Source organism: Tolypothrix campylonemoides VB511288_2 (genome assembly GCF_045999855.1).
Classification (GTDB): Bacteria; Cyanobacteriota; Cyanobacteriia; order Cyanobacteriales; family Nostocaceae; genus Scytonema; species Scytonema bouteillei_A.
In genome coordinates this window covers 108,711-134,577 of the sequence record NZ_JBFPMW010000020.1, presented here as the reverse complement: position 1 = coordinate 134,577, position 25,867 = coordinate 108,711, and the positions used below count along the sequence as shown (strand labels likewise).

16 protein-coding genes are annotated in these 25,867 nt (G+C 41.5%); 9 read left to right on the top strand and 7 right to left on the bottom strand.

The annotated features are described in order from the left end of the window. Together AB0756_RS37705 and AB0756_RS37700 are read right to left on the bottom strand one after the other, a co-directional pair. The coding region (locus tag AB0756_RS37705) for a DUF4347 domain-containing protein (RefSeq protein WP_408104045.1) at positions 1 to 2,428 on the bottom strand (2,428 nt) is incomplete at its 3' end. Between the two features lie 531 nt (positions 2,429 to 2,959). Further along, positions 2,960 to 7,531 carry a Calx-beta domain-containing protein gene (locus tag AB0756_RS37700; RefSeq protein ID WP_038081438.1) on the bottom strand — a complete coding sequence of 1,524 codons (4,572 nt, stop codon included), beginning with the start codon at positions 7,529 to 7,531 and terminating at the stop codon, positions 2,960 to 2,962. A gap of 1,198 nt (positions 7,532 to 8,729) precedes the next feature. Here AB0756_RS37700 and kdpA point away from each other — a divergent pair. The 7 genes from kdpA (at position 8,730) to AB0756_RS37665 (ending at position 18,808) form a co-directional block, all read left to right on the top strand. Then, on the top strand, positions 8,730 to 10,430 hold the full coding sequence (kdpA, locus tag AB0756_RS37695; RefSeq protein WP_038081436.1) for a potassium-transporting ATPase subunit KdpA: 1,701 nt from the start codon (positions 8,730 to 8,732) through the stop codon (positions 10,428 to 10,430). A gap of 129 nt (positions 10,431 to 10,559) precedes the next feature. Further along, on the top strand, positions 10,560 to 12,650 hold the full coding sequence (gene kdpB / locus AB0756_RS37690; protein ID WP_038081435.1) for a potassium-transporting ATPase subunit KdpB: 2,091 nt from the start codon (positions 10,560 to 10,562) through the stop codon (positions 12,648 to 12,650). Between the two features lie 127 nt (positions 12,651 to 12,777). Next, a complete protein-coding gene (kdpC, locus tag AB0756_RS37685; protein ID WP_038081433.1) occupies positions 12,778 to 13,380 on the top strand; it encodes a K(+)-transporting ATPase subunit C in 603 nt (200 codons plus the stop codon). A gap of 350 nt (positions 13,381 to 13,730) precedes the next feature. Beyond that, on the top strand, positions 13,731 to 14,897 hold the full coding sequence (locus tag AB0756_RS37680) for a universal stress protein (protein ID WP_038073900.1): 1,167 nt from the start codon (positions 13,731 to 13,733) through the stop codon (positions 14,895 to 14,897). Positions 14,898 to 14,978: 81 nt separating this feature from the next. After that, the gene (locus AB0756_RS37675; protein WP_038073898.1) at positions 14,979 to 16,139 is read left to right on the top strand and encodes an anhydro-N-acetylmuramic acid kinase; all 1,161 of its coding nucleotides are present in this window, start codon (positions 14,979 to 14,981) and stop codon (positions 16,137 to 16,139) included. A 385-nt stretch (positions 16,140 to 16,524) separates the two neighbouring features. Continuing rightward, entirely contained in the window at positions 16,525 to 16,974 is a 450-nt protein-coding gene (locus AB0756_RS37670; RefSeq protein ID WP_038073896.1) for a hypothetical protein, read from the top strand. A gap of 247 nt (positions 16,975 to 17,221) precedes the next feature. Further along, the gene (locus AB0756_RS37665; RefSeq protein WP_038073895.1) at positions 17,222 to 18,808 is read left to right on the top strand and encodes a serine/threonine protein kinase; all 1,587 of its coding nucleotides are present in this window, start codon (positions 17,222 to 17,224) and stop codon (positions 18,806 to 18,808) included. A gap of 445 nt (positions 18,809 to 19,253) precedes the next feature. Here the strand turns inward: AB0756_RS37665 and AB0756_RS37660 are convergent, their stop codons facing one another. The 3 genes from AB0756_RS37660 to AB0756_RS37650 form a co-directional block, all read right to left on the bottom strand. Further along, positions 19,254 to 19,451: an NblA/ycf18 family protein gene (locus tag AB0756_RS37660; RefSeq protein WP_038073892.1), complete on the bottom strand. Its 198-nt coding sequence runs from the start codon at positions 19,449 to 19,451 to the stop codon at positions 19,254 to 19,256. Positions 19,452 to 20,050: 599 nt separating this feature from the next. Next, entirely contained in the window at positions 20,051 to 20,776 is a 726-nt protein-coding gene (locus AB0756_RS37655) for a Stp1/IreP family PP2C-type Ser/Thr phosphatase (protein WP_038073890.1), read from the bottom strand. 16 nt (positions 20,777 to 20,792) lie between these two features. Further along, positions 20,793 to 22,478 carry an ABC1 kinase family protein gene (locus AB0756_RS37650; protein WP_038073887.1) on the bottom strand — a complete coding sequence of 562 codons (1,686 nt, stop codon included), beginning with the start codon at positions 22,476 to 22,478 and terminating at the stop codon, positions 20,793 to 20,795. 40 nt (positions 22,479 to 22,518) lie between these two features. Here AB0756_RS37650 and AB0756_RS37645 point away from each other — a divergent pair, with 40 nt between their 5' ends. Further along, positions 22,519 to 22,662, top strand: coding sequence for a hypothetical protein (locus AB0756_RS37645; RefSeq protein WP_153021460.1), 144 nt, complete (start codon positions 22,519 to 22,521; stop codon positions 22,660 to 22,662). A 17-nt stretch (positions 22,663 to 22,679) separates the two neighbouring features. Here the strand turns inward: AB0756_RS37645 and AB0756_RS37640 are convergent, their stop codons facing one another. After that, positions 22,680 to 23,015, bottom strand: a complete 336-nt coding sequence (locus AB0756_RS37640) for a DUF6825 family protein (RefSeq protein WP_038073885.1) — start codon at positions 23,013 to 23,015, stop codon at positions 22,680 to 22,682. Positions 23,016 to 23,212: 197 nt separating this feature from the next. On the opposite strand from AB0756_RS37640, the gene AB0756_RS37635 reads away from it, so the two are divergent. Further along, positions 23,213 to 24,538 (top strand): serine/threonine protein kinase, encoded by a 1,326-nt coding sequence (locus AB0756_RS37635; protein WP_038073877.1) that lies wholly within the window; start codon positions 23,213 to 23,215, stop codon positions 24,536 to 24,538. 66 nt (positions 24,539 to 24,604) lie between these two features. Here the strand turns inward: AB0756_RS37635 and AB0756_RS37630 are convergent, their stop codons facing one another. Beyond that, complete coding sequence (locus tag AB0756_RS37630) at positions 24,605 to 25,648, bottom strand: pentapeptide repeat-containing protein (protein WP_050045762.1); 1,044 nt, start codon at positions 25,646 to 25,648, stop codon at positions 24,605 to 24,607. Positions 25,649 to 25,867 lie beyond the last annotated feature (219 nt).

Sequence of the window (25,867 nt, the reverse complement as noted above, 5' to 3'; positions counted from 1 at the left end):
TAACATTAATGGTTTGAGCGCTGGGGTTGGATAAGGTGACGGTTAATGTTGCTGTGTCGCCTTCATTGACAGTGACATCCTCGATACTGACACTGGGAACAGCATCATCATTCACGATCGCGATTGTTACTGCTGCTGCACTTGTCTCAATTGTTGAATTTGCAGGAGCAGTGGTTGGCTGGGGATTGCTTAAAGTAACCGTAATATCTTCATTGGTTTCATATACATCATCACCTACAAGATCGACTGTAATTGTCTTCTGTGTCTCTCCAGGAGCAAAGTTTATAGTTCCAGATGAGGAAGTTCCTCCACTTTCAACAGTAATGTTGTAATCATTACCAAAAGTTGCTGTTCCGTTTAAGGCAAAGTCTACTGTACTTTCTACTCCAGTACCCCCACTTCGAGTCACAGTAAGGGTAATGCTCTTAGTGCCACTATTACCTTCATCAATAGGAGTTGTCGTTGTGGTAGAAATACCGTACACAATAGGGTCATTAGCAGCAATAGTCAGAGTCGTTTCTGTTATTGTTCCGGCGACCGCACCTTTAAGAGCGCCAAAGTTGAATACAATTGTTTCGTCATTCTCCGGGAGAGTGTCGGGTTTGATGGTAACAGTAAAAACTTTTGTTAACTCTGTACCTGTTGCGCCTGCCGTAAAGGTGACAGCGCTTGAGGAAACAGTATAATCTTGGTCTGCTGTGGCTGTACTGTTACTGTTGATAACAATCGGGACAGTCACGTCAGTTGGTGGAATACTGTCTAAGGTAACAGAGATCTCAACTGCGATCGCGTTATTGTCTTCTGCAATACTGTAGGTGGCAACACCGAAGTTAACTTTTGGAGGAACAAAATCAGATTCAATGGCACCAATGTCAACAATATTACCAATAGTTCGCGTACTGCCTCGTTGATCTGTTGTTGGTAAATTTGGGTTGCTTTGTGTGTTGCTACCTGCATTAATAGCGGGGCTACCTATAAGCAGAGCGTGAGTCTGGGTAGGACCACCATTATCAGCTAAAGGAGCAAGTTTGGGATCGGAGGCGATAATATCTGAACCAGTGCCAAGAGTGCTTGAAGATATACCACTAACACTACCAATCAGGTTATTCGCATTACCGTTGAAAGTGCTACCAGCAACATCAGAAGCTTGATTGCCTTTGTCACTATTGCCAGCAATGATGCTATTAACAACGCTAATCGTTCCACCATTGTTGTAAACACCACCACCATCACCGATATTGTCATTATCGCTATCAGCAATATTCTCTGTAATAGTACTGTTACTGATAGTTCCATTGCTACCAAAAACTCCCCCTCCAGAACCTTTCGCTGTATTCCCAGAAATAGTGCTGTTGGCGATCGCAATGTTATTAGCGCTATAAACCCCTCCACCTGACGAAGCTGTGTTACCAGAAATAGTGCTGTTGGCAATGGTAACATTGCCACTGCTCCAAATGCCGCCACCGTCACCGTTCGCAGTGTTACCGGAAATGGTACTATTGTTGATAATAACACTGCTATTGCTGTAAATAGCACCGCCATTGCCCGCGATCGCGTTTCCGCCAGTTATCTTCAACTTGGCTATGGTAAGGGGTGCTGTAGCAGAAAAGATACGAGAAAGATTATTCCCACTGATTGTCAGGCTGTTTGCCCCACTACCTACAAGTGTTACAGCTTCAGTAACAGTGAGTTCTCCTGAAGTGAGAGTAATTGTGTCTGGATTTGTGTCTGTGAAGATGCCAGTGAATAAAATCGTATCATCACCAGCAGTCGCATTGGCATCAAGAATAGCTTGTCGCAAAGAACCAAGCCCGCTGTCATTGGTATTTGTAACTTCAAAGATTCCCAACACTTTGCTATAAGCTTCCATCACCCCAACCTGAAACGCCAGGGGTGCTTCAATAAAGCCAGTAGCTACCTCAAGATCCCAATCACCCCCGCTAGCTGCACTTCCGGTCAAGTCATCCGATGCAGCAATATCAGCACCCACGAGCTGGCTCAGTTGCTGTACAAAAGCTTCTCCCCTCTCTCCAGATGCCACATTACATCCATAAAGCAAAATATCAGCACCGTCTGTCAAGAAGTTTGCCCACTGCGATAGCTGTTGCGTGTAGAGAGATAAGGTATCGCTATTGAATTGCGCTGACCCCAGTTGCAAGCTACCTTCCGCCCCGTGGGAAACAATATGAACGGACTGATATTTGCCATTCTGCAAAATTTCTGTGATTTGGGTGATTCCGTCTTTTGTCGGGTCCAGAATAACAACTTGGCTATCCGATTGTATGCCCAATATTAAGCTTTGATAGTCTGGAACCGTTGTGTCTATGAAGATAATATTGAGATTTTCGCGATCGCTATTAGGAAGAATAATTTCTTCGTTATAATTTTCCTGAGGATTTTGGGTAGTATGCTCTGTTGATTCCATCATAGTTGCTTTTATCCCAATAGAAATTAGAGTCAAAACAGATACCTGCTGACTCAAAGAAATAGTCTTATTACTTTGTTTGCGTAGCAATTGCTGGAGCTAACATCAGAGCAACGTTGAAGCACAGAATTTTCTTTTGCGCGAAGCATTCTGCCCCAATATCAGAACAGCAGTAAACCTAACCATCCTTACCTCCATACAGTTTGGTAGAAGTTACGGTTTTCGGTCTACATCACAATTTATGCTGTATATAAGCTAACAACTAGCGTAGTTGTACTGAAAAAAAATAGTCTCGGCTGCAAAGTTAAGCAAGTAGTAACTCCAAGAATAAGTAAATTATTTTATACAAGTAAGAAAACAGAAATTAAATCTCCTTTGGCTCACGCACCCCAGCTGGCGGCTGGTTTAGCTGAAATGAATGTATGGATGTTTTGGGCTTTGTCTCCCGGTGACACAATTGAGGCAAAACCTCCAAACATGCCTTCCCAGGCGGAGGGAGCCACCGGAGCGAGGACTTCAGCAACACAGAGAGCGCTAAACTGCTGGAGTGAAAACTGACTCTTGCAGAGTTGCTGCTTGAACACCATTTAGAATTGCCAGAATTTTTTGGTTGGAATTGTCAAAAATAAAGGTGTTGTCAAGGATTTGACGGACGGTCAAAGCAGAATATGTCAAACTTCCAGATAAGCCAATGCCATCCTCTCCTACACGAAAATCGGTGATAGTATCAGTTCCTTCATTAGCAGCCAAAACAAAGGTATCATTTCCCAGACCTCCTGTTAGGTAATCGTTTCCAGCACCGCCCCAAAGTCGGTCCTGACCGTCGTTACCCCAAATCCAGTCATCACCAGACTCACCGTACAGTACATCATCCCCATCCCCACCAAAGATGCGATCGCTACCATTACCACCTTTGATGATATCCTTCAAGTAAGATGTGCTGTTTGCTACACTATTAATTGAGTCACCAAATACAGTATCGTTACCTTCACCAGCATCAATCTCATCGCCTTCCAAGCCACCGATAATTATATCATCACCATCAGCACCAAGAATGCGATCGCTTTCATCAGTTCCTATTAAATAGTTAACATTGGATGTATCCTGAACCAGATTTGGAATACTAATAGTACCGATAGCTTGGTTCTTCTCAATAGAAGCATTTCTGGCATTGCTAAGTTCCACTAAGAATGTTTCTGATTCTTCAAACTCAAAATCGCGATATGCGACAACCTCAATAGTTTTACTAACTTCTCCTGGGTTAAAAATCAGTGGGGTTAAGTCAATACTCTTGTAATCACTCCCAGCTTTAGCTGTTCCATCAGTCGTTTTGTAGTTTACCGTAACTTGCTCATAACTTTCCTGAGACAAACTAACTGTTATCAATGCAGTTTTACCTTCTTTGATAGTGAAATCCTCAATCTTAATCCTGGGTTTAGAATCATTATCAGTAATAGAGACAATCGCTTCTGCTTGACTAATTTGGGAACTTTCTGGGGGTGCTTTTAGATTGGGGTTTTTCAGCGTGAGGACGAGATCTTCTTGATTTTCAAAATCGCTGTCATCAACAATATTTAGCGTTATACTCTTTGTTGTTTCTCCTGGTGCAAAGCTTAAAGTTCCACTTGGGGTAATTGGAGTTCCAGCAAATAGTACGTTGTTGTAATCCTTATTAAAAACTGCTATTCCACTAAAAGCATAATCGACAGTACTTCCTATTCCAATACCCCCACTGCGAGTCACATCAAAAGTCAGTTGTGGGTTCCCATTTTCTGTAACTTTAGTGGTTGTTGTAAAAAGACTATAGGAAATAGGGTCATTTGCCGCAATTGTTAGCGCCACACTGCTCTTACTTGGATCGACTTTATATTGATTATCGGAAGCTAAAGTAAATTGTACGGTTTCTTCTAACTCAGGAATGGTATCATCAATAGCCGTGAAGTTAACATCAACAAAACTTTGTCCTTTCGGAATTACCACTGATAATCCATTAGTAGAAAGAGAGTAATCTTGTTGATTGGCAGTTCCGGTAGCAACAAGCTTGACTGTTAGATCGCCAAGAATACTATTGCGAGTGATGCGGAATGAACTCTGGTTCGATCCTGTTTCACTTACATTGCTTTGTAAAGTTGCGATTTGAACGGTTAAAATATCGTTATCATTATTAATGAGGGTGATATCTTCAGGATTGATATTGTTGTAATTTGGATCGGTACTTATAGTTGGTTCTAAAACTATTTTGTAGTCAGTATTACCGTCTACCATACTATCATCTTGCCCGGTAATAGTGACAATTTGTGGAATATTCCAGTTATTAGGAGTGAAGGTCAAAGAGTTTGTAGAAAGCTGTCCTTCTTGTAAATTAGAACTATTTAATTTGATAGTGACATCAGCAGTTGGAATTGTCCTTAATTTTACAGTAAAAGATGTTGTACTGCCTCCTTCTGTTGTTGTCAAATTAGGATCTAAATTAACGATGACTTCAGGTGGAATATAAAAAGAATTAGCAGCTTTTGGAGTTCCATAAACAGGATTGCCATTAGCATCAGTCCCATTACGCTTTACACCATTATTATTGTGCCAATTACTATCAGTATCAGCTTGTTTAGAATTAATACGTTCCATGCTAATACCGACATTGGGAGAACTCGTTGCATAAACTCCTGCTGGCCATACATCGCCCGAGCCATTAGCAGTATCGATCTCAACGTTATCTGGTGTTTTAAGAGTTAGCGATTCTCCGTCATTGCTTAACGTTCCTGTAAAGATGAGATCGGCAGAAATATCTTTTATAGTCTCATCATTACCACCTTCAAGTAAGAAATATTGACCGCCTTTAATGACAGTTCCTGTAGGAATAGTAATATTCAAACCGCCACTGCTGGATTTGAGCGTCCAACCGCCTAAATCAATATCTCGACTTGTGGTGTTGTACAATTCGATCCATTCAGCGTTACTATCAGCACTAGTTCCCATCCAAGCAACTTCATTAATCACAACATCTCTAGCAGCAATGTTGCTATTAACAGTAATCTTGAAAAATTGAGTTGTTGAAGTATCTATCCCGCCCTTATCTGTACCTCCATTATCTTGAACGGTCACACCAATAATGGCAGTACCCGTTTTACCTAAACTGGCTGCAGGAGTATAAGTAAGTTTACCCGTCGTATCAATCGTAGGAGCAACTGCAAATATAACAGAATTGCTGTTGCTCACGATGTTATATGCAACAAGGCTCTGTGTTAATTCATCAGTACCGCCCCCCGGATTAAATCCTGTTGCCCAAGCATCAACTCTTTGCTCTCCCACAGATGCATCTACACTTCGATCTGCTCCAATAATAAAGCTGGGTGCATCGTTGACTGCAGCAACGTTAAATGTCATGGTGTAAGCTGAAGCACTGAAATCTGTGCCATCACCGACTCTAAACTGAAAGTTAGAATAATTATCCCCGTTCCCGTTAGTACCAGGTTTAAACTTTAGGTTACCTAAAGCAGACACTTGTATCGTGTCGCCTTTGGTAATAATAGCTTCGCCAGTATCTTGTTGGTTGTTATTATTCCCATCTAAGAACAACTGACCAAAAGTAGGGAGTTGAGTAATTTGTATTGATTGTAGAGTGTTACTGGTATCAGCATCTTGAAATTTGAAGTCAGCCGCACTAAACGTGTAGGCGTTATCTTCGTTCAAACTGGCAGTATTGTTTTCAGCAGTCGGCGCATCGTTTACAGCAGCCACGTTCACTGTTATCGTGTAAGCTGAAGCGCTCATCTCAGTACCATCACTTACCTTAAACTGGAAACTCGTGTAGCCATCGCCGTTGGCATTACTGGCTGGTTTAAATTTCAGTTTGCTAAGCTCAGCAACTGGTATAGCCTTGTTTGGAGTAACTGCTTCATCCGCATCTTGGTTACCATTATTGTTCTCATCCAAGAACAACTGACCCGCACTGGGAAGTTGGGTAATTTGTACTGCTTGTAGCGAATCATTACTATCAATACTTGTAAATTTAAAGTCAGCGTTGGTAAAAGCGTAAACACTATCTTCGCTAAGATTGATGGTTCCATTGGCAGCAGTTGGAGGATCGTTGACAGGAGTCACATTCAGCGTCATCTTATACGCTGAGGTACTTATGCCTTTGCCATCATTCACCTTAAACTGGAAACTAGCGTAGTTATCACCATTAGCATTCTCAGCAGGTTTGAACTTTAACTTGCCAAAATCGGCAACTTGGATAAGTTGGTTTTGCGCGATCGCTTCGCTAGTGCCTTGGTTACCATCATTGTCATTATCCAAGAACAGCTGACCTTTCGTTGGTAGTACGGTAATAACTACTGATTTCAGTGTATCTCCACTGTCAGGATCGGCAAATTTAAAGTCAGCGGTAGTAAAAGTGTAAGCTGTATCCTCACTAAAGGTAACAACACTGTCTGTAGCAGTTGGAGGATTATTGGGAGTTTGAGAAACAGTGATATTGCCAGAGGGTAAGGAGGTGTCGCTACCAAACTTCCAGTTTGAGGAATTGCTAATAGCCTCTAACCATTCCTGCTTAGTTCCGCTAGAAAATATCCGTAAGTCAAATACTCCAGAAGTTGCTTGGTTCTTGAGAAGCACTGCTGTCTTGTTAATTTCAGACAATCCTGCAACGATGCTACCAGTGGTTGTGCTATTTGCATTCTCAAAAAAATTCGTATTATCAATCTGGTAGATAGATGTGAAATTAGATAGAGGGTTTGTACTGTCGGTTGATTGCACAATTGCAATCTGGTCTCCAGACTCCTTTAAGGAAAGGTCTCCATAATCACCGCCTGCGCCAATTGCGCCTGAGTTAGTCCAAGTGAAATTGGAAGAAGTATCTGTATTGCGAATAACTGTACCAGCTGCAATATCAGAATCGGCGGTAAATCGAATTAAGTTCTCGCCACCAACAGCATTAGTAGAAGTTACACCATTGAAGCCAGTACCCGTCCAACCATTGTTTGTAAAGTAAATGATAGTACCTGCTGGAATGGAAACTAGGTTAACGAATGAGAACAGGTCGGGGTTACCGTTACTTACATAACCTACGATAGCAATATCTCCGGGTTTAAAAGTAGTAGTTGCCACAGATATATCCTTTAATATTTATCTGAAAGGGAATTTTTGGTTGGACTGTTAACTAGCTGTTGTGCAGTTCAACGCATTTCTTGAAGATTAATAAAAGTTATAGTCAAAAATTTCACTTTCAGTCCCAGAAAATATACTAAAGTTGACCATGATGAAAATGACACGCAAATAATTGGGTAATCTCCTTTATTAACCTTTTTCAGACGTTAATAAATTTCTCCAGCCAAGAACGATTGAGTTGTATTAGTATTAATTCATACTAAAATGGGAATATTTCTAGAAAATATTGACAATTTTCCAAGTCATGGTTAGTACAACCTCAACAGTAGTTTGGGGATTTCATACGTTGCAGATTTCTCCATCTCCCGTTAAAAAGCATACTGTATGCATTCTGAGTGATACCTGATATCATGTCCTGCTGTATACCCGTAGTTGGGATAGACTCTGACACAAGGAGACACGGGGACAAGGGAGAAAGTTTTATTATGGGCATTTAGCCGGACTTGATATGAAGGATGAATCCAGCCACTATAGAAATATGGAAAAAGCACTTATAGCGATTACATAATTTTGCGAGTTTGAGGAAAATCTAAACAAAAGTTCAAAACTCTTTATTTATAGCGGTTTTTAGTTGGTTGCAATACATTAATAATGGTCTTGTGGAATGGAGAGCAGCGCTTCATCGAGGGGAACCTCTGTTGAGGCGACTGCGGGGCGTGTCCCTCGTTTTAGGCGGATCAAATACCGACTCTACGAGAACTCTATTGCATTCAAGTGAGCGATCGCTATAAACGGGGTCACTCACTGTAAAAATCCTGAATATAAATTGGGTCAAGCGTCAAAACATCTCGCATGCACGCAGTCATCTTTATAAGGAGGATTCAGGGGAGCCAATCCGATCTGTGTATACAGGGTTGCCAAAAAAAGGGAGCTATACGTAAGTCTTACAAGTAAAAAAATTAGGATGTAAAATTATCTAGGAAATTCATGCAGTCAAAATTTATATTGTGCGATCGCACTGTATTAGTCGAACAGAAAATGCTTCAGGCAGTGTGCGTGTCATGAATTCTTCCAAGTATTTAGTAGAAGCTGTCGTGCGACTCAATGAAGCACTTCAGTAAAAAAGGATAAAGGATAAAAGCATTCAATTCTGAGTGATTTATTTAGATAGGTACACATAATAATTGCGACTCAATATATGGGACAAGGACTTTTGCAAATAGGAGTGACACTCTGTATCATAATAGCGATCGCACCGCGATTCGGTAGATACATAGCCCGTGTCTTTATGGGAGAAAAAATGCTACTCGATCCCGTCATGAATCCCTTAGAACGAATTATATATTTATTAGCAGGGATATCCAGACAAGAGACTATGACGGGTTGGCAGTATATCAGAGCGTTGCTGTACAGTAACCTTTTTATGGGAATTGTAGTCTGTTTTTTCCTTGCTCTTCAGAAATTTTTACCGTGGAATCCTACAAAATTAGCTGCTCCTAAATGGGACATTATCCTACACACAACTATTTCATTTTTAACCAATACAGACCAGCAACATTACTCAGGAGAAACCACTCTCAGTTACTTCAGTCAAACAGCCGCTTTGGGTTTTTTAATGTTTACCTCAGCCGCTACGGGATTAGCAGTAGGAATTGCTTTTATACGAGGTCTGACAGGGAAACCACTAGGAAATTTCTACGTCGATCTCACGCGTTCTATCACGCGTATATTGCTACCAATCTCAATAGTGGGAGCGATCGTATTACTAGCTTTAGGCGTACCGCAAACAATGAATGGACCTTTAGAATTAACAACTTTAGATGGAGGTATACAGTATCTTGCTAGAGGACCGGTAGCGTCTTTTGAGATCGTCAAACAGTTGGGAGAAAACGGTGGCGGTTTTTTTAGTGCAAACTCAGCACACCCGTATGAGAATCCAAGCAGTGTTACCAATCTCATAGAAACCCTTGCCATGCTGAGCATTCCATCTGGACTGATTTTTACTTACGGATTGTTTGCAAATAATACCAAACAAGCGTGGCGGTTATTCTGGATGGTCTTTGTTATTTATGTTGTCTTGATTGGTATAACAGCCATTGGCGAATATCAAGGCAATCCCACAGTCAGCGAAGCATTAGCATTGGAAGCACAGCCCAATTTAGAAGGAAAAGAGATTAGATTTGGGTGGGCGCAAACAGCGCTATGGGCAATTACGACAACAGGAACTATGTGTGGTGCTGTCAACGGGACGCACGATTCCCTAATGCCACCGGGAATTTTTTCCACAATGCTCAGCTTGTTTTTACAAATAGTCTGGGGCGGTCAGGGAACCGGAACAGCATACCTATTCATTTTCTTGATTCTCGCTGTGTTCCTAACTGGGCTAATGGTAGGACGGACACCAGAATTTTTAGGGCGCAAAATAGAAAAGCGAGAAATCATTCTCAGTAGCGTAGTCCTGCTGATTCACCCAATTGCAGTGTTGATCCCCAGTGCTATTGCCTTGGGATTTCCTACATCTTTAGGCTTTCAAGTTCCCCCACCAGGATATACGGGCATCCCTGAATTTCACAATATTTCACGAGTTGTTTATGAATATGCTTCAGCCAGTGCCAATAATGGTTCGGGCTTAGAAGGGTTGGGCGATAGTACTTTATGGTGGAACTTAAGCACGTGCGTGAGCTTGTTAATGGGGCGTTATGTGCCAATTATCGCTATTCTACTGCTAGCCGATAGTATGACACGCAAACAAGCAGTGCCAGAAACGCCAGGAACTCTCAGAACAGATACCACCCTATTTACAACAGTGACCGCAGGAGTCATTTTAATTTTGGGGGTACTGACATTTTTCCCCGTTTTAGCTTTAGGACCTATAGCTGAAGGGCTTAATCTTAAATAATTTTGTTAGTGGTTAATTGTTAGTAGTTAGTTGTATTTCCACCAACTACTGTACGGGTGCAACGCCTTGCTCCCACTAACAATTACCAACCACCAACCACTCACCAGCAACTACTCACCACTCACCATTATGGACTCAACACCCAGACCACCGTATTCTCGTAGAAGTGAACGTCGCCACCCACGTAAAAAATCAAAGGTTCGCACAAAAGGAATTTACCTCAGGTCTATAAAAGATGCTTTTGTCAAGCTAAATCCCAAATACGCAATTAAAAACCCAGTCATGTTTTTGGTTTGGGTTGGAACCCTCATTACTTTATTGGTGACTGTCGATCCTTACCTGTTTGGTCCTGTTACAGGCAATAACTTGCGTCTTTTTAACGGATTGGTAACAGGTATTTTATTCTTTACTGTTTTATTTGCTAACTTTGCTGAAGCAGTTGCTGAAGGGCGGGGTAAGGCACAAGCGGATGCGCTGCGTTCAACGAAGTCAGAAACAGTTGCTAAAAAACTCGGTGATGATGGAGCGATCGCAGAAGTTTCTTCGACTACCTTAAGAACAGGTGATACGGTTTACGTAGTTGCTGGTGATGTCATCCCTGCTGATGGGGAAGTCATTATGGGTGTTGCTAGTGTTGATGAATCAGCAATTACCGGGGAGTCTGCGCCTGTCCTTAAAGAAACGGGATCGGATGTAGCAAGTTCTGTAACTGGTGGTACGCAGATTATTTCTGATGAACTAATTATCCGAATTACAGCAGAGCCAGGTAAAGGGTTTATTGACCGGATGATTGCTTTGGTGGAAGGCGCTGAAAGAACGAAAACACCCAACGAAATTGCTCTAACGGTACTGCTAGCAGTTTTGACGTTAGTCTTTTTGTTCGTCGTGATGACAATTCCCGCGATCGCGGGATACGTGGGAAACTCCATTAATATTGCCATCTTAGTAGCGCTATTGGTAGCATTGATCCCCACTACTATTGGAGGATTGCTCAGTGCGATCGGGATTGCGGGAATGGATCGAGTTGCCCAGTTTAACGTAATCGCGACTTCCGGAAGGGCGGTAGAAGCATGTGGTGATGTGAGTACCCTAATCCTTGATAAAACAGGTACGATTACTTTGGGTAACCGATTGGCTGAAGAGTTTATCCCCATTAACGGTCATTCCATGGAAGAAATCGCCCATGTTGCTTTAGCAGCGAGCATATTTGACGATACACCTGAAGGCAAATCTATTTTCAGGCTTGCGGAAAGATTGGGAGCAACGATTCATTTTCAACGAGACCAAGCAGAAGCAATAGAGTTTTCCGCAAAAACGCGCATGAGTGGTACAAATTTACCAAATGGGAGTCAAGCCCGTAAAGGTGCAGTTTCTGCGATCAAAGGATTTGTACGTTCCCGTAATGGAAACGGTAATGCAGAACTTGATATAGCCTACGAAAGAGTCTCACAACTGGGGGGAACACCGTTAGCCGTAGCTTTAGATAGCGAAATATATGGTGTGATTTATTTAAAAGACATCATCAAACCCGGTATTCGAGAACGTTTCGACCAGTTGCGGCGAATGGGAGTCCGAACTGTCATGCTCACTGGTGACAACCGCATAACAGCATCTGTCATAGCAAAAGAAGCAGGAGTCGATGACGTTATTGCTGAAGCAACCCCAGAAGACAAAATTGCCGTCATTCAAAAGGAACAAGAAGAGGGGAAACTAGTAGCGATGACGGGTGACGGAACTAATGATGCGCCGGCGCTTGCTCAAGCAAATGTTGGTGTAGCCATGAATACAGGAACTCAAGCAGCAAAAGAAGCTGCCAACATGGTAGATTTAGACTCCGATCCCACAAAGCTAATTGATATTGTGACTATTGGCAAACAACTCCTCATGACACGTGGAGCTTTAACGACATTTTCCATTTCCAATGATATTGCTAAATATTTTGCGATTATCCCAGTTTTATTTACTGCCGCAAATCTACAAAGTTTAAATGTTATGAAACTAACCAGTACAAATTCAGCCGTACTAGCAGCATTGATTTACAACGCTTTGATTATTCCAGCATTGATTCCTTTAGCACTAACAGGTGTAAAGTTTAGACCATTAACAGCTAATCAATTATTACAACGAAATATTTTTGTTTACGGTTTGGGAGGTGTAATTGCACCATTCATTGCAATTAAGTTAATTGATATATTGCTAACTGTAGCAGGAGTGGTATAAGTAGGGACTGAGGGCTAAGGATTGGGGCTAAAGACTAAGATATGTCTACCTCAATACCCAATCCTCATGGTTCCCTTATCCCTAGAGGAGACCCACCTTCCCCTATTTCCAATGATTATTAATTTTTATGTTTATTATTAAAGAAATTACTAAAGCAATTCGTCTTACTTTAATTCTTTGGTTGTTGACTGCGATTGTTTATCCATTAGTCATACTAGCAGTAGGTCAATTTGCCTTTCCTAATGAGGCGAATGGCAGCATTGTGCAGAATATTCAGGGTGAGCAAATTGGTTCAGCTTTAATCGGTCAACAATTTACATCAGAACGATATTTTCGTTCTCGTCCTAGTGCAGTAGAATACAGCCAAGGCAAAGATGCAAAACCAACTGGTATATCTGGGGCTAGCAATTTAGCTCCGGGAAATCCTGCCTTAATTAAGCGAATTTCTGAAGAGATCGCTCAGCTAAAAGATGCAGGTATTCAACCATCCGCTGATTTGATTTATGCTTCTGGTTCTGGTTTAGATCCTCATATTTCAGTCAAAGCAGCACGCGAACAATTGGAAAGAGTTGCTCGCGCCCGCAACCTTCGACCCGATGAAGTTTTGCCTTTTATAAATAGATTTACAGAAGGAAAATTTTTAGGTATTTTTGGCGAGCCTGGGGTGAATGTTTTAAAGTTGAATTATGCTTTAGATTTAGATGAGTTTAACCGTCAGCAAAATAGGTAATTGGCTAATAGCTAATAGCTAATAGCTAATAGCTAATGGCTCATTGTAGAAATTAAAACCCAACAACTACAGCCATCCTTAAGTACGTTACCCCGCCCTAAAGGGTTGGGGCTTGAGCTCAGAGCACGCGTGTTTATGAAAAAATTTCATTACTGTAGGTTAGCCATTGCAAACCAAAAGTTTAATATGGTGGGATGGCACAAAGTCACTCCTTTTTGTGCAAATAATACGCATACAAGGGTAGATTCCCTATGTATATTTTAAAAATTAAGTAAAATAGCTAGAAAAATTAGCCATTAGCAATTAGCCATTAGCAATTAGCCATTAGCAATTAGCCATTAGCAAATATAATGAAAAATGACATTTCCAATCAAAACCAACTATTATCTGCTATTCCTAATGACCTCAGCCCGATAAGGCGAGGTAAACATAAAATTTATATTGGGATGGCTCCGGGAGTTGGTAAAACATACCGGATGTTGGAAGAAGCCCATGCACTCAAACATGAAGGAATTGATGTGGTCATCGGGCTTTTAGAAACTCACGGACGCAAAGAAACGGCACAAAAAGCAGAGAGTTTGGAGATAATCCCCCGTCAAGAAATTCCCCGTGGTGGTTTGGTCTTAACAGAAATGAACACAGATGCGATCGTAGCTAGAGCACCACAATTGGCTTTAGTGGATGAATTAGCACATACTAATGTCCCTGGTTCTATTCGAGAAAAACGCTATCAAGATGTAGAGGTCATTTTAGAAGCAGGTATTGATGTTTATTCTACAATGAATATTCAGCATCTTGAAAGTTTGAATGACTTAGTTGCAAGAATTACTGGTGTAGTGGTTAGAGAACGCGTTCCCGATCGCATTTTAGATGAAGCGGATGAAGTTGTTGCGATTGATGTCACTCCTGAAACTTTACAGGAACGCTTGTTAGAGGGAAAAATCTATGCTCCACAAAAAATTCAACAAGCGCTTGATAATTTTTTCCAACGCCGCAATTTAATTGCTCTGCGAGAATTAGCACTTCGAGAGGTTGCAGATAATATTGAGGAAAATGCTGTAGCTAAAAATCCAAATGGTAATTTTTGTAATATTCATGAAAGGGTATTAGTTTGTGTATCAACTTATCCTAATTCAATCCAATTGTTACGGAGAGGAGCTAGACTATCTAAGTATATGAATGCTCCTCTTTTTTGTTTGTATGTTTCTGAGCCAAATCGCTTTCTTACCAAACAGGAAAGCTTATATGTGGAAACTTGTGAAAAGCTTTGTCAGGAATTTGAAGGCCAATTTATTCGTACCAATAGTTATGATGTGGCTGCGTCAATTGCAGAAGTAGCCAAACAATACCGCATTACTCAAATAGTTATTGGTGCAAGTCAGCGATCGCGCTGGCAACTTCTCTTCAAAGGCTCTCTAACTCACAGACTGTTGCGATTGCTAAAAAATATCGATTTACATATTATTTCCGAAGATAAAAGCAATTCCTCAAAAGCTATGAAGGATAAAAAAGATTGAGAAGAATTATAAATTTTCCCAAATACCCCAATCGCAATGCATCTATAATTCATAATTCATAATTCATAATTCATAATTCAAATGCGTGTAATAGGTTTAATCAGCGGTACATCTGTAGATGGTATAGACGCAGCATTAGTTGATATTTCTGGAACAAATTTAGATATTGAGATTGAGTTAGTTGCTGGCGCAACTTATCCTTACCCAACACATTTGCGAGAACGCATTCTAGCAGTTTGTGCGGGAGAAGCCCTTTCTATGGCAGAGTTAGCAGAATTAGATGATGCCATCTCTTGTGCCTTTGCTCAAGCCGCAAAAAACATTCAATTCGGTCAAGAACAAGCTTCTTTGATTGGTTCTCACGGTCAAACAGTGTATCACAGACCACCTAGAAAAGGAGGGGGAGAACTTTCTACTCCTAACTCCCCTCTTGGTTACAGCATACAACTAGGGCGTGGGGCGCTGATTGCTCATCTTACAGGAATGACAACTGTCAGTAATTTTCGTGCAGCTGATATTGCTGCGGGTGGTCAGGGTGCTCCTTTAGTTCCTCGTGTAGATGCAGCCTTACTCAGCGATTTCGCTGAAAGTCGTTGTGTCCAAAATATTGGTGGTATTGGTAATGTTGCTTATATCCCGCCTCGTCGTGATAGTAATTGGTTGGAAAAACTTCGCGGTTGGGATACAGGTCCGGGAAACAGTCTTTTAGATTTGGCAGTGGAGCATTTATCTTCTGGGACAAAAACCTATGATGAAAATGGTGCTTGGGCTGCAAGTGGTAATCCTTGCCATCCTCTAGTAGAACAATGGCTCACTCAAGACTACTTTCATCTACCCCCGCCCAAATCTACAGGTCGAGAATTATTCGGAGTTTCTTACCTTCAAAATTGCTTGCAAGACGCGGAAGCTTATCAACTCAGCCCTGCTGATATATTGGCAACTCTCACAGAACTGACAGCAGCTTCGATTGTTCATAGTTACCGTTCTTTTCTACCGCAAATGCCGCAAAGAGTACTACTGTGTGGAGGTGGTAGCCGCAATCTCTATTTAAAAAGTCGCATCCAAAATCTGTTAGGCTCAGTACCAGTTATGACAACAGATGATGTAGGCTTGAGTGCTGATTTTAAAGAAGCGATCGCATTTGCCGTATTAGCTTACTGGCGATACATGGGAACTCCTGGAAACCTACCAACGGCTACAGGCGCACCTCAAGAAGTACTTCTAGGAGAAGTTTCCCCATAAATTAAGATGCCACCCTTCCCTGTCGGATCGCAATCATCACATTTTTCGACTATTTTTTTGTAGTCCAGAAAGGTTGTATCACCTACAGCTAAAACTACTGGTATGCCCGCGATCGCAAACACATTGTCATGAAGCGAGAAAATCAAGATGGTACAGAAACACCACTAGTCACGCCCAATCAATCGCGAATTAAAAGTGGCACACCGAGAGCTATCTGTACTTAGGTTAGTATTTCGAGAGAAGAGTTCCCGAAAGCCTACGATCGAACCTAAATTATGGCAAAGCGTAGAACAATAAGAATAGCTATACTGTACTTAATCTGCCAGACATCCTATGTTTCAAGACCAGTCTAGGCGGTGCTCGAGCAAAGTAAGGAACATACAAGGTGCCACACACTTTTTTACTAGAACCGGGGCGCTGGATTCTACAAGGAACCTGGCTGGAACGTAATGGTATGCCAATTAGCGTCAAAGGTTTGACCTTGGTTGCTTGGAATCGAGATAATTGGTTTACGATGGCAACAAAGTTAATGTTTCCCGGTACCGAACACTCAGAAATTGCCTTACAGTATAGAGGACGTTTGGATCGCGCAGAACGGCAGTATAATTTTTTACTTCAACATAATGTATTGGGACAAGTAGAAGGGGAAGGCTGGATTGGTTTAGAAACAATTGTCCAGAGGTATTGGGTGTTGAGCGATCGCCAACGTCGCAGTGGTTTTGAAACCTTACATCGAGTTTCTGATAATACTTACTATTTAACAAGTGGTATATTAGCAGGTCATTTTTTAACCAGTACTATGGAAGCTAGCTTAGAAAGGCAAAGTCCTGGATAGTGATGAGCAAATAGCAGTTAGTGGTTAGTAGTGCTAGTAACCACTAACAATGTTATTTCAGGGGTAAAAATTGGGAAAGATAAATAGTAACTCAAAAAAATAACTACAGTACTGGGTGCTAAAAAAAGACTGGGCGTATTGATCGGTCTGATTAGCTTACTCCAGACACATACTCCTCTTGAATTTCTGGAGGCGTGTATAAAGCAGAAATTTCCCAAGATTATTTGATATTGGAGTCGAATTTTTTATGTCAGACCCCAACACTGGTCGCTTACTCAGCAAACGCTACGAGCTTCAGGACATCATCGGTACCGGAGCAATGGGTAGAGTTTATCGTGCTAAGGACATTTTGTTGGGTGGTGTCCCTGTTGCTGTTAAATTTCTTGCCCTGTCAATTCAAAACCAAAAAATGCGCGTGCAGGAACGCTTTGAAAGAGAAGCAAAAACCTGTGCTCTACTAGGTCAAAAAAGTATCCACATTGTCCGAGTGATGGACTATGGCGTAGATGAGAGCGGTACTCCGTTCTATGTTATGGAATACTTACAAGGAACAAACCTCAGTCACATCATCCGCAAGCAACAGTTGTCTTTACCAAGGTTTTTCAGCATTGTACGCCAAATTTGCTTGGGTTTACATTGCGCCCATAGCGGTATCCCAGTTGATGGCAAAATTTGTCCGATCATTCACCGCGATATTAAGCCAAGCAATATGCTAGTTATCCAAGATGCTAGTTTTGGCGAGCTTGTAAAAGTATTGGATTTTGGTATTGCCAAACTACTCATGTCTGATGCTAATTATACTAATTATTATTTAGGGACTTTGGCTTATTCTTCACCCGAACAAATGGATGGCAAGGAATTAGACAACCGTTCTGATATCTATAGTTTGGGGGTGATGATGTATGAAATGCTAACTGGTAAATTGCCGTTTGTTGCTGTCAGCCATTCCTTTGGAGCTTGGTATAAATTACATCACCAACAAATTCCGCGTCCTCTGTCAGAGGTGGTACCCGCACGACAAGTACCTTTTGAGGTGGAAGATTTGGTCTTGAGTTGTTTGGCTAAATCACCAAGTTCCCGTCCTCAAAATATTGATGAAATTCTTAAAGTTTTAGTCTCGTTAGAACAAAGCTACGGCATTCGCAAACCCATCCCACAGCTAGTTCCACAAGCAGAAAGCGATGTTCTTTCCAATACACTTTCTCCTAACGCCGGTGTAGTAAAAACAGGCTCAGAGCAAAGGACTCCAATCCTTCTGCCCTCAATGCTAACTGATGAAATTGCACAACAAGCTTCATGGCCTGCGAATAAACCTATTGCTGATATTGTTTTTCCAAAGCTCATTCGGAGCCCTGAGGGAGAAGTCATTCCTGCTTTATGGGTGATGCTACCACAACAAGAAATTTTGAAGCGTTTGGTCTGTACCCGTTACAATCAATTTCTTTTTATTACAGCTCCTCACCCCATGTTGTTATGGATTACTCTGATATACAATCGCAAGCACGGTCCTAAGTGGTTGCCGTATTACTTAGACCTAAAAACTACTTTTGGACAGGAAGTGAGTCACTTACTCGGACAAACAGGTTCATACCGCTTGTTATTCTTTTCTCGAGAAGCACCAAACCGCTGTGCTCACGTTCTACTTTCTAGCATTGCATCTGCCCAACGCTATCGATTGCAAGATTGGGTCAAGATTAGCGGAACCCTAATATCTACTGCCGACCCGCAGGTTAGTAAAAGTTTGCTAAAAGTTGAGTACGAAAAGATAAAATCCCAAATTTTGGCAAAAATACAGGCGATCGATACAGATTCACCGTTTGACCTTTCAGGTTGAGAGAAATATACTTGGTTATTCGTATAAGTTCTACAGCAATCTTGATGGTTTATATTACAAATTGTTAAAAACCTCTATACAAGATGCTGCAGAAAGTTATAAGAAATATAAATAGATAAGTTACCGGGTGTAAAACTTGGATAGACTAGAGGCTGTGCGAACAGTGGTGGATGCTTGGTGTGCCGATTGGGGTAATCCAATTGGATAAAATTGTCGCCTTAGCCTCTCATACTGAAATCTAGTAAATGCTTTGTACAGCTATTGAGTCCTTAAGAGGATACTCCTGCTTTTAACAAGCAGATAGGTATTTATGGGGCAAATGACCCGTTATAAAAGCTCTCGTAGTTTTGGGTTTAGCTTCGGAGTTGACGCCCCTGCATCCCCAGCTCCTTTCCTCCTTGGAACAGAGCAAGAGAAGGAGGTCGCCCACTGCGACATCACAAATCTATGCCCAAGTGGAACCAGAGTCTAGTCCCCATTGGTGCTTGAGGAGCTCTTTATAAGTAGCTTCACGGACAACCATTTGCTCGTAAAGCTTGACCAAAAAATCCTTTGCTTGGTCGTGGCTCATGTTTTGAACTTGGCTGGCAAAAGAATGAATGCTGAATTGTTGTTCTAAACTCAATTCGATTGGCTGGTTCATAAGTTATCTCCTAAGAGGATAAGTAAAGTTGAAAGAGTCAAGCAAACCAGAGGTGTGCTGGTACTGACTCTAATTAGCCATACAATTGTTCTTCTTACATATTACGAAAGATAACAACTGTTTGACGGAATTGCCCACACCCTAATGGATAATTTTTCGCTTTGAGCATCTTGCGGCTCACTCTACTGATATACACCTCAAGTCCGTTAAAGCGGATTTCGGGTGGCTGATATTAGTTGGGACAAAAACCAACTCTCATAAAGTCCAAGGGCAAAAGAACTCGATCGCTGAGCTTTGTCTTCCTTTGGTGCCTCTCGCATCTCCTGTCTGCCAACAAGAAATGCGAGAGCTTGTAAATCAGAATTATATGCGCCATACCTTATTAGGTGCAAGATGTCAATTACACTGAAACATCTTAAATAAAGCCTCCGAAGTCGATAACTACGGAGGCTTAAGAATATATGTATCAAGTTGTAAACCAGAAAAATGCTCAAGCTGAACATAATTAGGGTTTGGGAACAAGGAAGACAGGGAGGGAATAAGGAAGACAGGGGAGACAAAGAAGACAGGGGAGAAGAATAAATCTTCTCAATTCCCAATCACTCAACCGTTACAATCACAACGGTTATATTATCGTGTCCGCCATGCTCTTTAGCTGATTCAATGAGGGAGTACGCTGCTTTATCTACTGCAGGATTTTCTTCAAGGAAAGAACTAATAGTTTGATCGGCTAGTTCTTCTGTGAGCCCATCACTGCATAAAAGCAGACGATCCCCTGCTTTAATATCAACTTGCTTGATATCAACTTGGTGTAAATCTTCACGCCCCAAACAGCGAGATAACACGTGACGGAAGGGATGAATACGAGCTTCTTCTGAGGTGATATCGCCCATTTTCAGAGCACGTGCTACCCAGGTGTGGTCTTCGGTGATTTGTTCCAATTGAGAGCTACGGAAACGGTAAAGCCGAGAATCACCAACATGAGCGCACCAAGGTAACTCGGGATCGCGAAACATGATGGCTACAACGGTTGTTCCCATATCAGCCCGTTCGGGGTGATGTTGCTGGTCGAGCAAAATAGCTTCATTTGCTTTTAATAAAGCTTCTTCTAGTAATTGTTCGGAAGATTTGGGAGCTTTCCAATTTTCTGTTAAATACGTTTGAATTTCTTGTGTAGCAATGCGGCTTGCTTGCTCGCCTCCAGCATGACCGCCCATACCATCAGCGACTATAAAAAAGCGGTCTTCTGGGTCAATGTAGTAAGCATCTTGGTTATTAGAACGAATAAGTCCTGGGTCACTTTTCCCAGTAGAGTTAATTTTCATATAGTTTCTACAAAATTTAATACATACGGTCATAGCGGTCGAGACGCATGAGCAGTCGAATCAACAGCCACGAAACAGCAGCTGCGATTAAACCAGCAAGCGCAGCCAACCATATATAGTCTTTCAACAATAAAATAGCAGCTGAAAGGGTAAAACCACTCACAATAACAGCATAAGTCATTCCCAGTTGAACATTTGTTTGTCGGCGCAGCAATCTCTCGGTTTCTAAAGACCGAACTCGCAGCCGCATATCACCTCGTTCTAGTTTTTCTAGTGTATCTTCGAGCCTGCGCGGTAACCCTAGAGCCGTACTGCTAACTTGAACTGCTTGACGGCTCAATTCATTGAGAAAGCTATTGCCTTCTGTACCATTCATATCGGTCATAAGCTGCATTGCATATGGTTTTGCTACTTCCATAAAGTTAAATTCAGGATCTAACCCCTTACCTACACCTTCGAGAGTTGAGAAAGCTCGCATGACAAAAGTAAAGGTAGCAGGAAATCTAAATGGCTGATTATATGCTATTTCGTACAAATCGTCACTAATAGCAGCCACAGACTGATTTTCAAAAGGCTTATCCATAAAATTGTCCAGCATATACTGAACGGAGCGCCGCACCGGACCCATATCATCTACGGGAGCAAGCGCACCCAAATCTATCAGAGATTTCACAACGCGATTGCCATCTTTTGAAGCAATTCCAAACAGCGTTTCCATGAGCCCTTCACGTATATTACTTTTTATACGTCCCATCATCCCAAAATCATAGAAAATGAGAGCACCCATCGGGCTAACAGCAATATTGCCGGGGTGAGGATCTGCATGGAAGAACCCATTGTTTAGCAGTTGATGTAGATAAGCTTCAGCACCGTGACGGGCAATTTCTTTCCTATCTAAACCAGCCGCCTCTATTGCTTCATACTGGCTAATTTTAATCCCCGGAAGATATTCTAAAGTCACAACACGAGACGAAGTATAACGCCAGTAAACTCGCGGTACTTTCACCCAATCAATATCACGAAAATTGCGACGGAAAGTATCGGCGTTGCGACCTTCATTGAGATAATCAATTTCTTCCCAAAGAATGCGACAGCACTCCTCATAAATCCCCATCCAATCGCGACCCCGCCCCCATTCAGGGTGGTTTTGAAAATAACGTGCGATTCCCTTGAGAATTTGTAAATCTATTTCAAATAACTTCTTAAGACCCGGTCGTTGCACTTTAACAACAACTGCTTCCCCCGAATGCAGGGTAGCTTTATGAACTTGACCCAAGCTAGCAGCCGCCAGAGGAATTGGTTCAAAACTCTGAAAGAGGTCGGGAATTTTCTTACCCATCTCTTGCTCGATAATCGCTTCTACCTGTTCGTAGCTAAAAGCGGGAACTCTGTCTTGTAACTTAGACAGTTCTTCGACATATTCAACAGGAAATATATCAGAACGAGTAGAAAAAAGTTGTCCAACCTTAATAAAAGTTGGTCCCAAATCCAACAGAGTATTGCGAATCCATATTGCTTGAGCCTTTCGTCTTGCAGTTTTCTTAGCTTCCGTCACACCCCCTGGATAACTCCAAGACTTGTTGTAACGCCAAAGCTTGAACATCAAAGTCAAGACAAAAGACCAAATATCCACAAAGCGCCGTCTGCGAGAGTAATTTTCCCGATTCCAACGGTATGCCTTATCCGAATAACCTTTTTCCATATGCTTTGCTTACCGCTGGTTTTGACCCCTTCCTTGTCGTTTGGTTATTAGCAATCAGTCATTAGCCATCAGCCATCAGCCATCAGCCATCAGCCACCAGCCATTAGCCACCAGCCATCAGCCACCAGCCACCAGCTATCAGCCACCAGCCATTAGCCATCAGCCATTAGCCATTAGCCATTAGCCATTAGCCATCAGCCATTAGCCATTAGCATTACTTTGATTCCGAAACCGATGCAACTCAGTACGAAGTGTGGCAATTTCTGCTCGCAAATCGTCGATACTGGCTTGTGTGTCAACAGGTCCCGAACTAGTTTCAGAGTGAACTGAAGAAGTTGAAGCAGAACCAGCCGCTTCAGAAGCCCGGTTTGCCCGTTCTATGACTTCTTCTGTAAACTCGCGCATTTGCTCTCTGAGTTCAGCATCCCATTTACCGACTTCGCTTAAAGCATCGGTAACAGCGAACTCCAACTTTTCGCTGAGGACTTCAGCAACTGCTCTTCCAACAAAAAAAGCTTGCACTAAGGGGTTAGTCATAAATTTTTGTTACGCTCGTCCGCTAAAAAATTATAACTTGCTCGCTTACCCTGGTGCTTCTGCTTAAGTACTGGACTTTTGATAGAAACCAGCACCTCAAGAAAACAAAGGTTATAAAAGGTATATGGGATAGCGAGCCGCATCCGCCACAAGTGTTGATTTAAGGCTCATTTGACTTTGTTGAGAGGAATTTGGCGATGCTAGAAGTAGGACAAATATTACAAACTCGCTATCAACTCAAAGAGAACCTGGGGCAAAATGGCGGTCGTCAAACTTGGCTGGCTGAAGATTTAAAAACACAGCCAAGCGAACGTGTCATTGTGAAACTGCTGACATTTGGCGATCGAGTGCAGTGGGAAAGTCTGAGACTTTTTGAGCGAGAAGCTAATATTCTCAAGCAATTAGACCATCCTCGAATTCCTAAGTATCGGGATTATTTTTCTATTGACGATCGCATTCTCTGGTTTGGTCTAGTTCAGGATTTCATACCAGGTTCCTCCTTGAGGGAGTTGCTGACTCAAGGGCAGAAATTTTCGGAAAAGCAAATTCGCCAAATTGCCACAGATATCTTAAATATTTTAGTCTATTTGCACGAACTTAACCCAGCTGTGCTTCATCGAGACATTAAACCCAGTAATTTAATTCTGGGAGAAGACAAGCGAATTTACCTCGTTGACTTTGGAGCCGTACAAGATCGAGCCATTACAGAAAGAGCCACTTTTACCGTGATTGGGACTTATGGTTATGCTCCCATGGAGCAGTTTGGTGGTCGAGCCGTTCCTGCAAGCGATCTTTACGCTTTAGGTGCTAGTTTAATTCATTTACTGACAGGGATACCACCAGCAGATTTACCACAACGAAAGATGCGGATTCAGTTTAGCGATCGCGTCAGCATAGACCCCCATTTAATAAGATGGATTGAAATCCTTACAGAACCCGATGTAGAAGAGCGATTTAGTACGGCTCGTCAAGCTTTAAAAGCACTCGATACACCTCAAAATTCCAAAACCTATCTTCCAATTCACAAGCCACAAAGCAGTAGAATTCAAATTAAGAAATCTGCACGCAAACTGAACATCAAACTTCCCAAAAGAGGCCTAAAAACTTTAGATTTTTGCAGTCTAATAATTGGATTAACTGCATCTAGTCTATTTGCTGGATTATTTAGTATGGGAACAGGTTTAGGACCCTTAATTTTGTTAGCTGGTTCGATTCTTTCACTCAGTTCCTTGATTGCGCCGCTGACTGAAACCAACGTTGACTTTCAAAGAGATACTTTTACAATTACATGGAGTATTTTGGGTAAGCGTTACCGATATCTTGATGGAAACACGCAAGACATACACAATGTTTATGTTTACATTTATCAATCCAAAGGAGGAGAAGATTCTTCAGAAAGAATGAAACTGATCGTTGCAGCGGGTGAAGATAAATACAAATTTGGAGATTTTGATTTTAAAACGAGTGAACCAGAATGTCTTTGGTTAATTCAAGAGATAAAAGATTGGCTGGGACTGAGATAAATTATGAAGGATGAATGATGAATTATGAATGCTCAAACCTTCAATTCATAATTCAGAATTTATAATTCATAATTCATCAAACAGTGCTTTTTCCCAATTTTTAGCGGACTTGATTTGTTCTATTTCAAGACTTTTAACAGATCGGAAATCAGCATCACTCAGGTTAGCACCTTTGAGATTAGCACCACTGAGGTTAGCACCGCTTAAATTCGCTTCTTGGAGATTAGCACTGCTGAGGTTAGCACCTTTGAGATTAGCACCACTGAGATTAGCACTACTCAAGTTAGCTTCTTTAAGATTAGCACCGCTGAGGTTGGTATCACTCAAATCGGTATTGCTCAGATTGGCACTCCAAAGTTGGGCATTGCTTAGGTCTGCTGAAAACAGGATAGCATTATTAAGAATAGAACTGTTAAGATTAGCACCAATCAGATTGGCATTACAGAGATCGGCACAGTTGAGATCGGCAAAGAAAAGTGTAGCACCATTAAGATTGGCACCGCTTAAATTAGCCTCATTTAGGGTGGCAAAAAAGAGATTGGCATTGCTGAGATTGGCGGAGATGAGATTGGCATCACTGAGGTTAGCACCATTTAAATCGGCATTGCTAAGGTTGGCATTACTAAAGATGCAATCATTAAAATCAACTTCTTTAAGATCGGCGTTTCTAAGATTGATTTCACTTAAATTAGCACCAGGAACGTCAATTCCTTTCAGAGAAACTCGGTACTTATTCAAATCTTCTAGTGCTTTAATTCTAGCGTAGCTAGTAGAAACTTTTGCCGCTGATGCATTATCAACAACTTGCCATGCCTCATATATTCTGTTTTCGCGACGTTCTTGGCTTTCTAATATATATAAAATGGCTACGGTTAATATACTAAAACCTTCAATATTGCTTGGTGCAAATATAGAAATTACTTGTCTGAAATAACAATTTTGTAAAGGTTCTTTAATCCGACAAAATTCTTGATTGTTAGACCATTTATCTATACAACTTGCTATTACCATAATAATATAAGCAATAGTAAAAGCAATAACTACACGAAACCAGAGTTGATTTAAATAATTTTTCCACAAGGTGATTGTATGGTATTGTATATTTTTCAACTTTCATCACCTCCTAATTATTAACGCGAGTTTACTGAAGTCAAAACAGACAGCACCCCAAACCCCTCCCCTGCAAAGAGAGGGCTTTCAAACCCTGATGATAAGATTGGTTTTCCTCTGCCGTTTGATGAGAGGAAGTGAGTGTGAGGTCTGTCGAACTCACGTTAATTTTTAAAATGTTAATTTATAAAAATGACAATCAAATTAACACTACTAAAG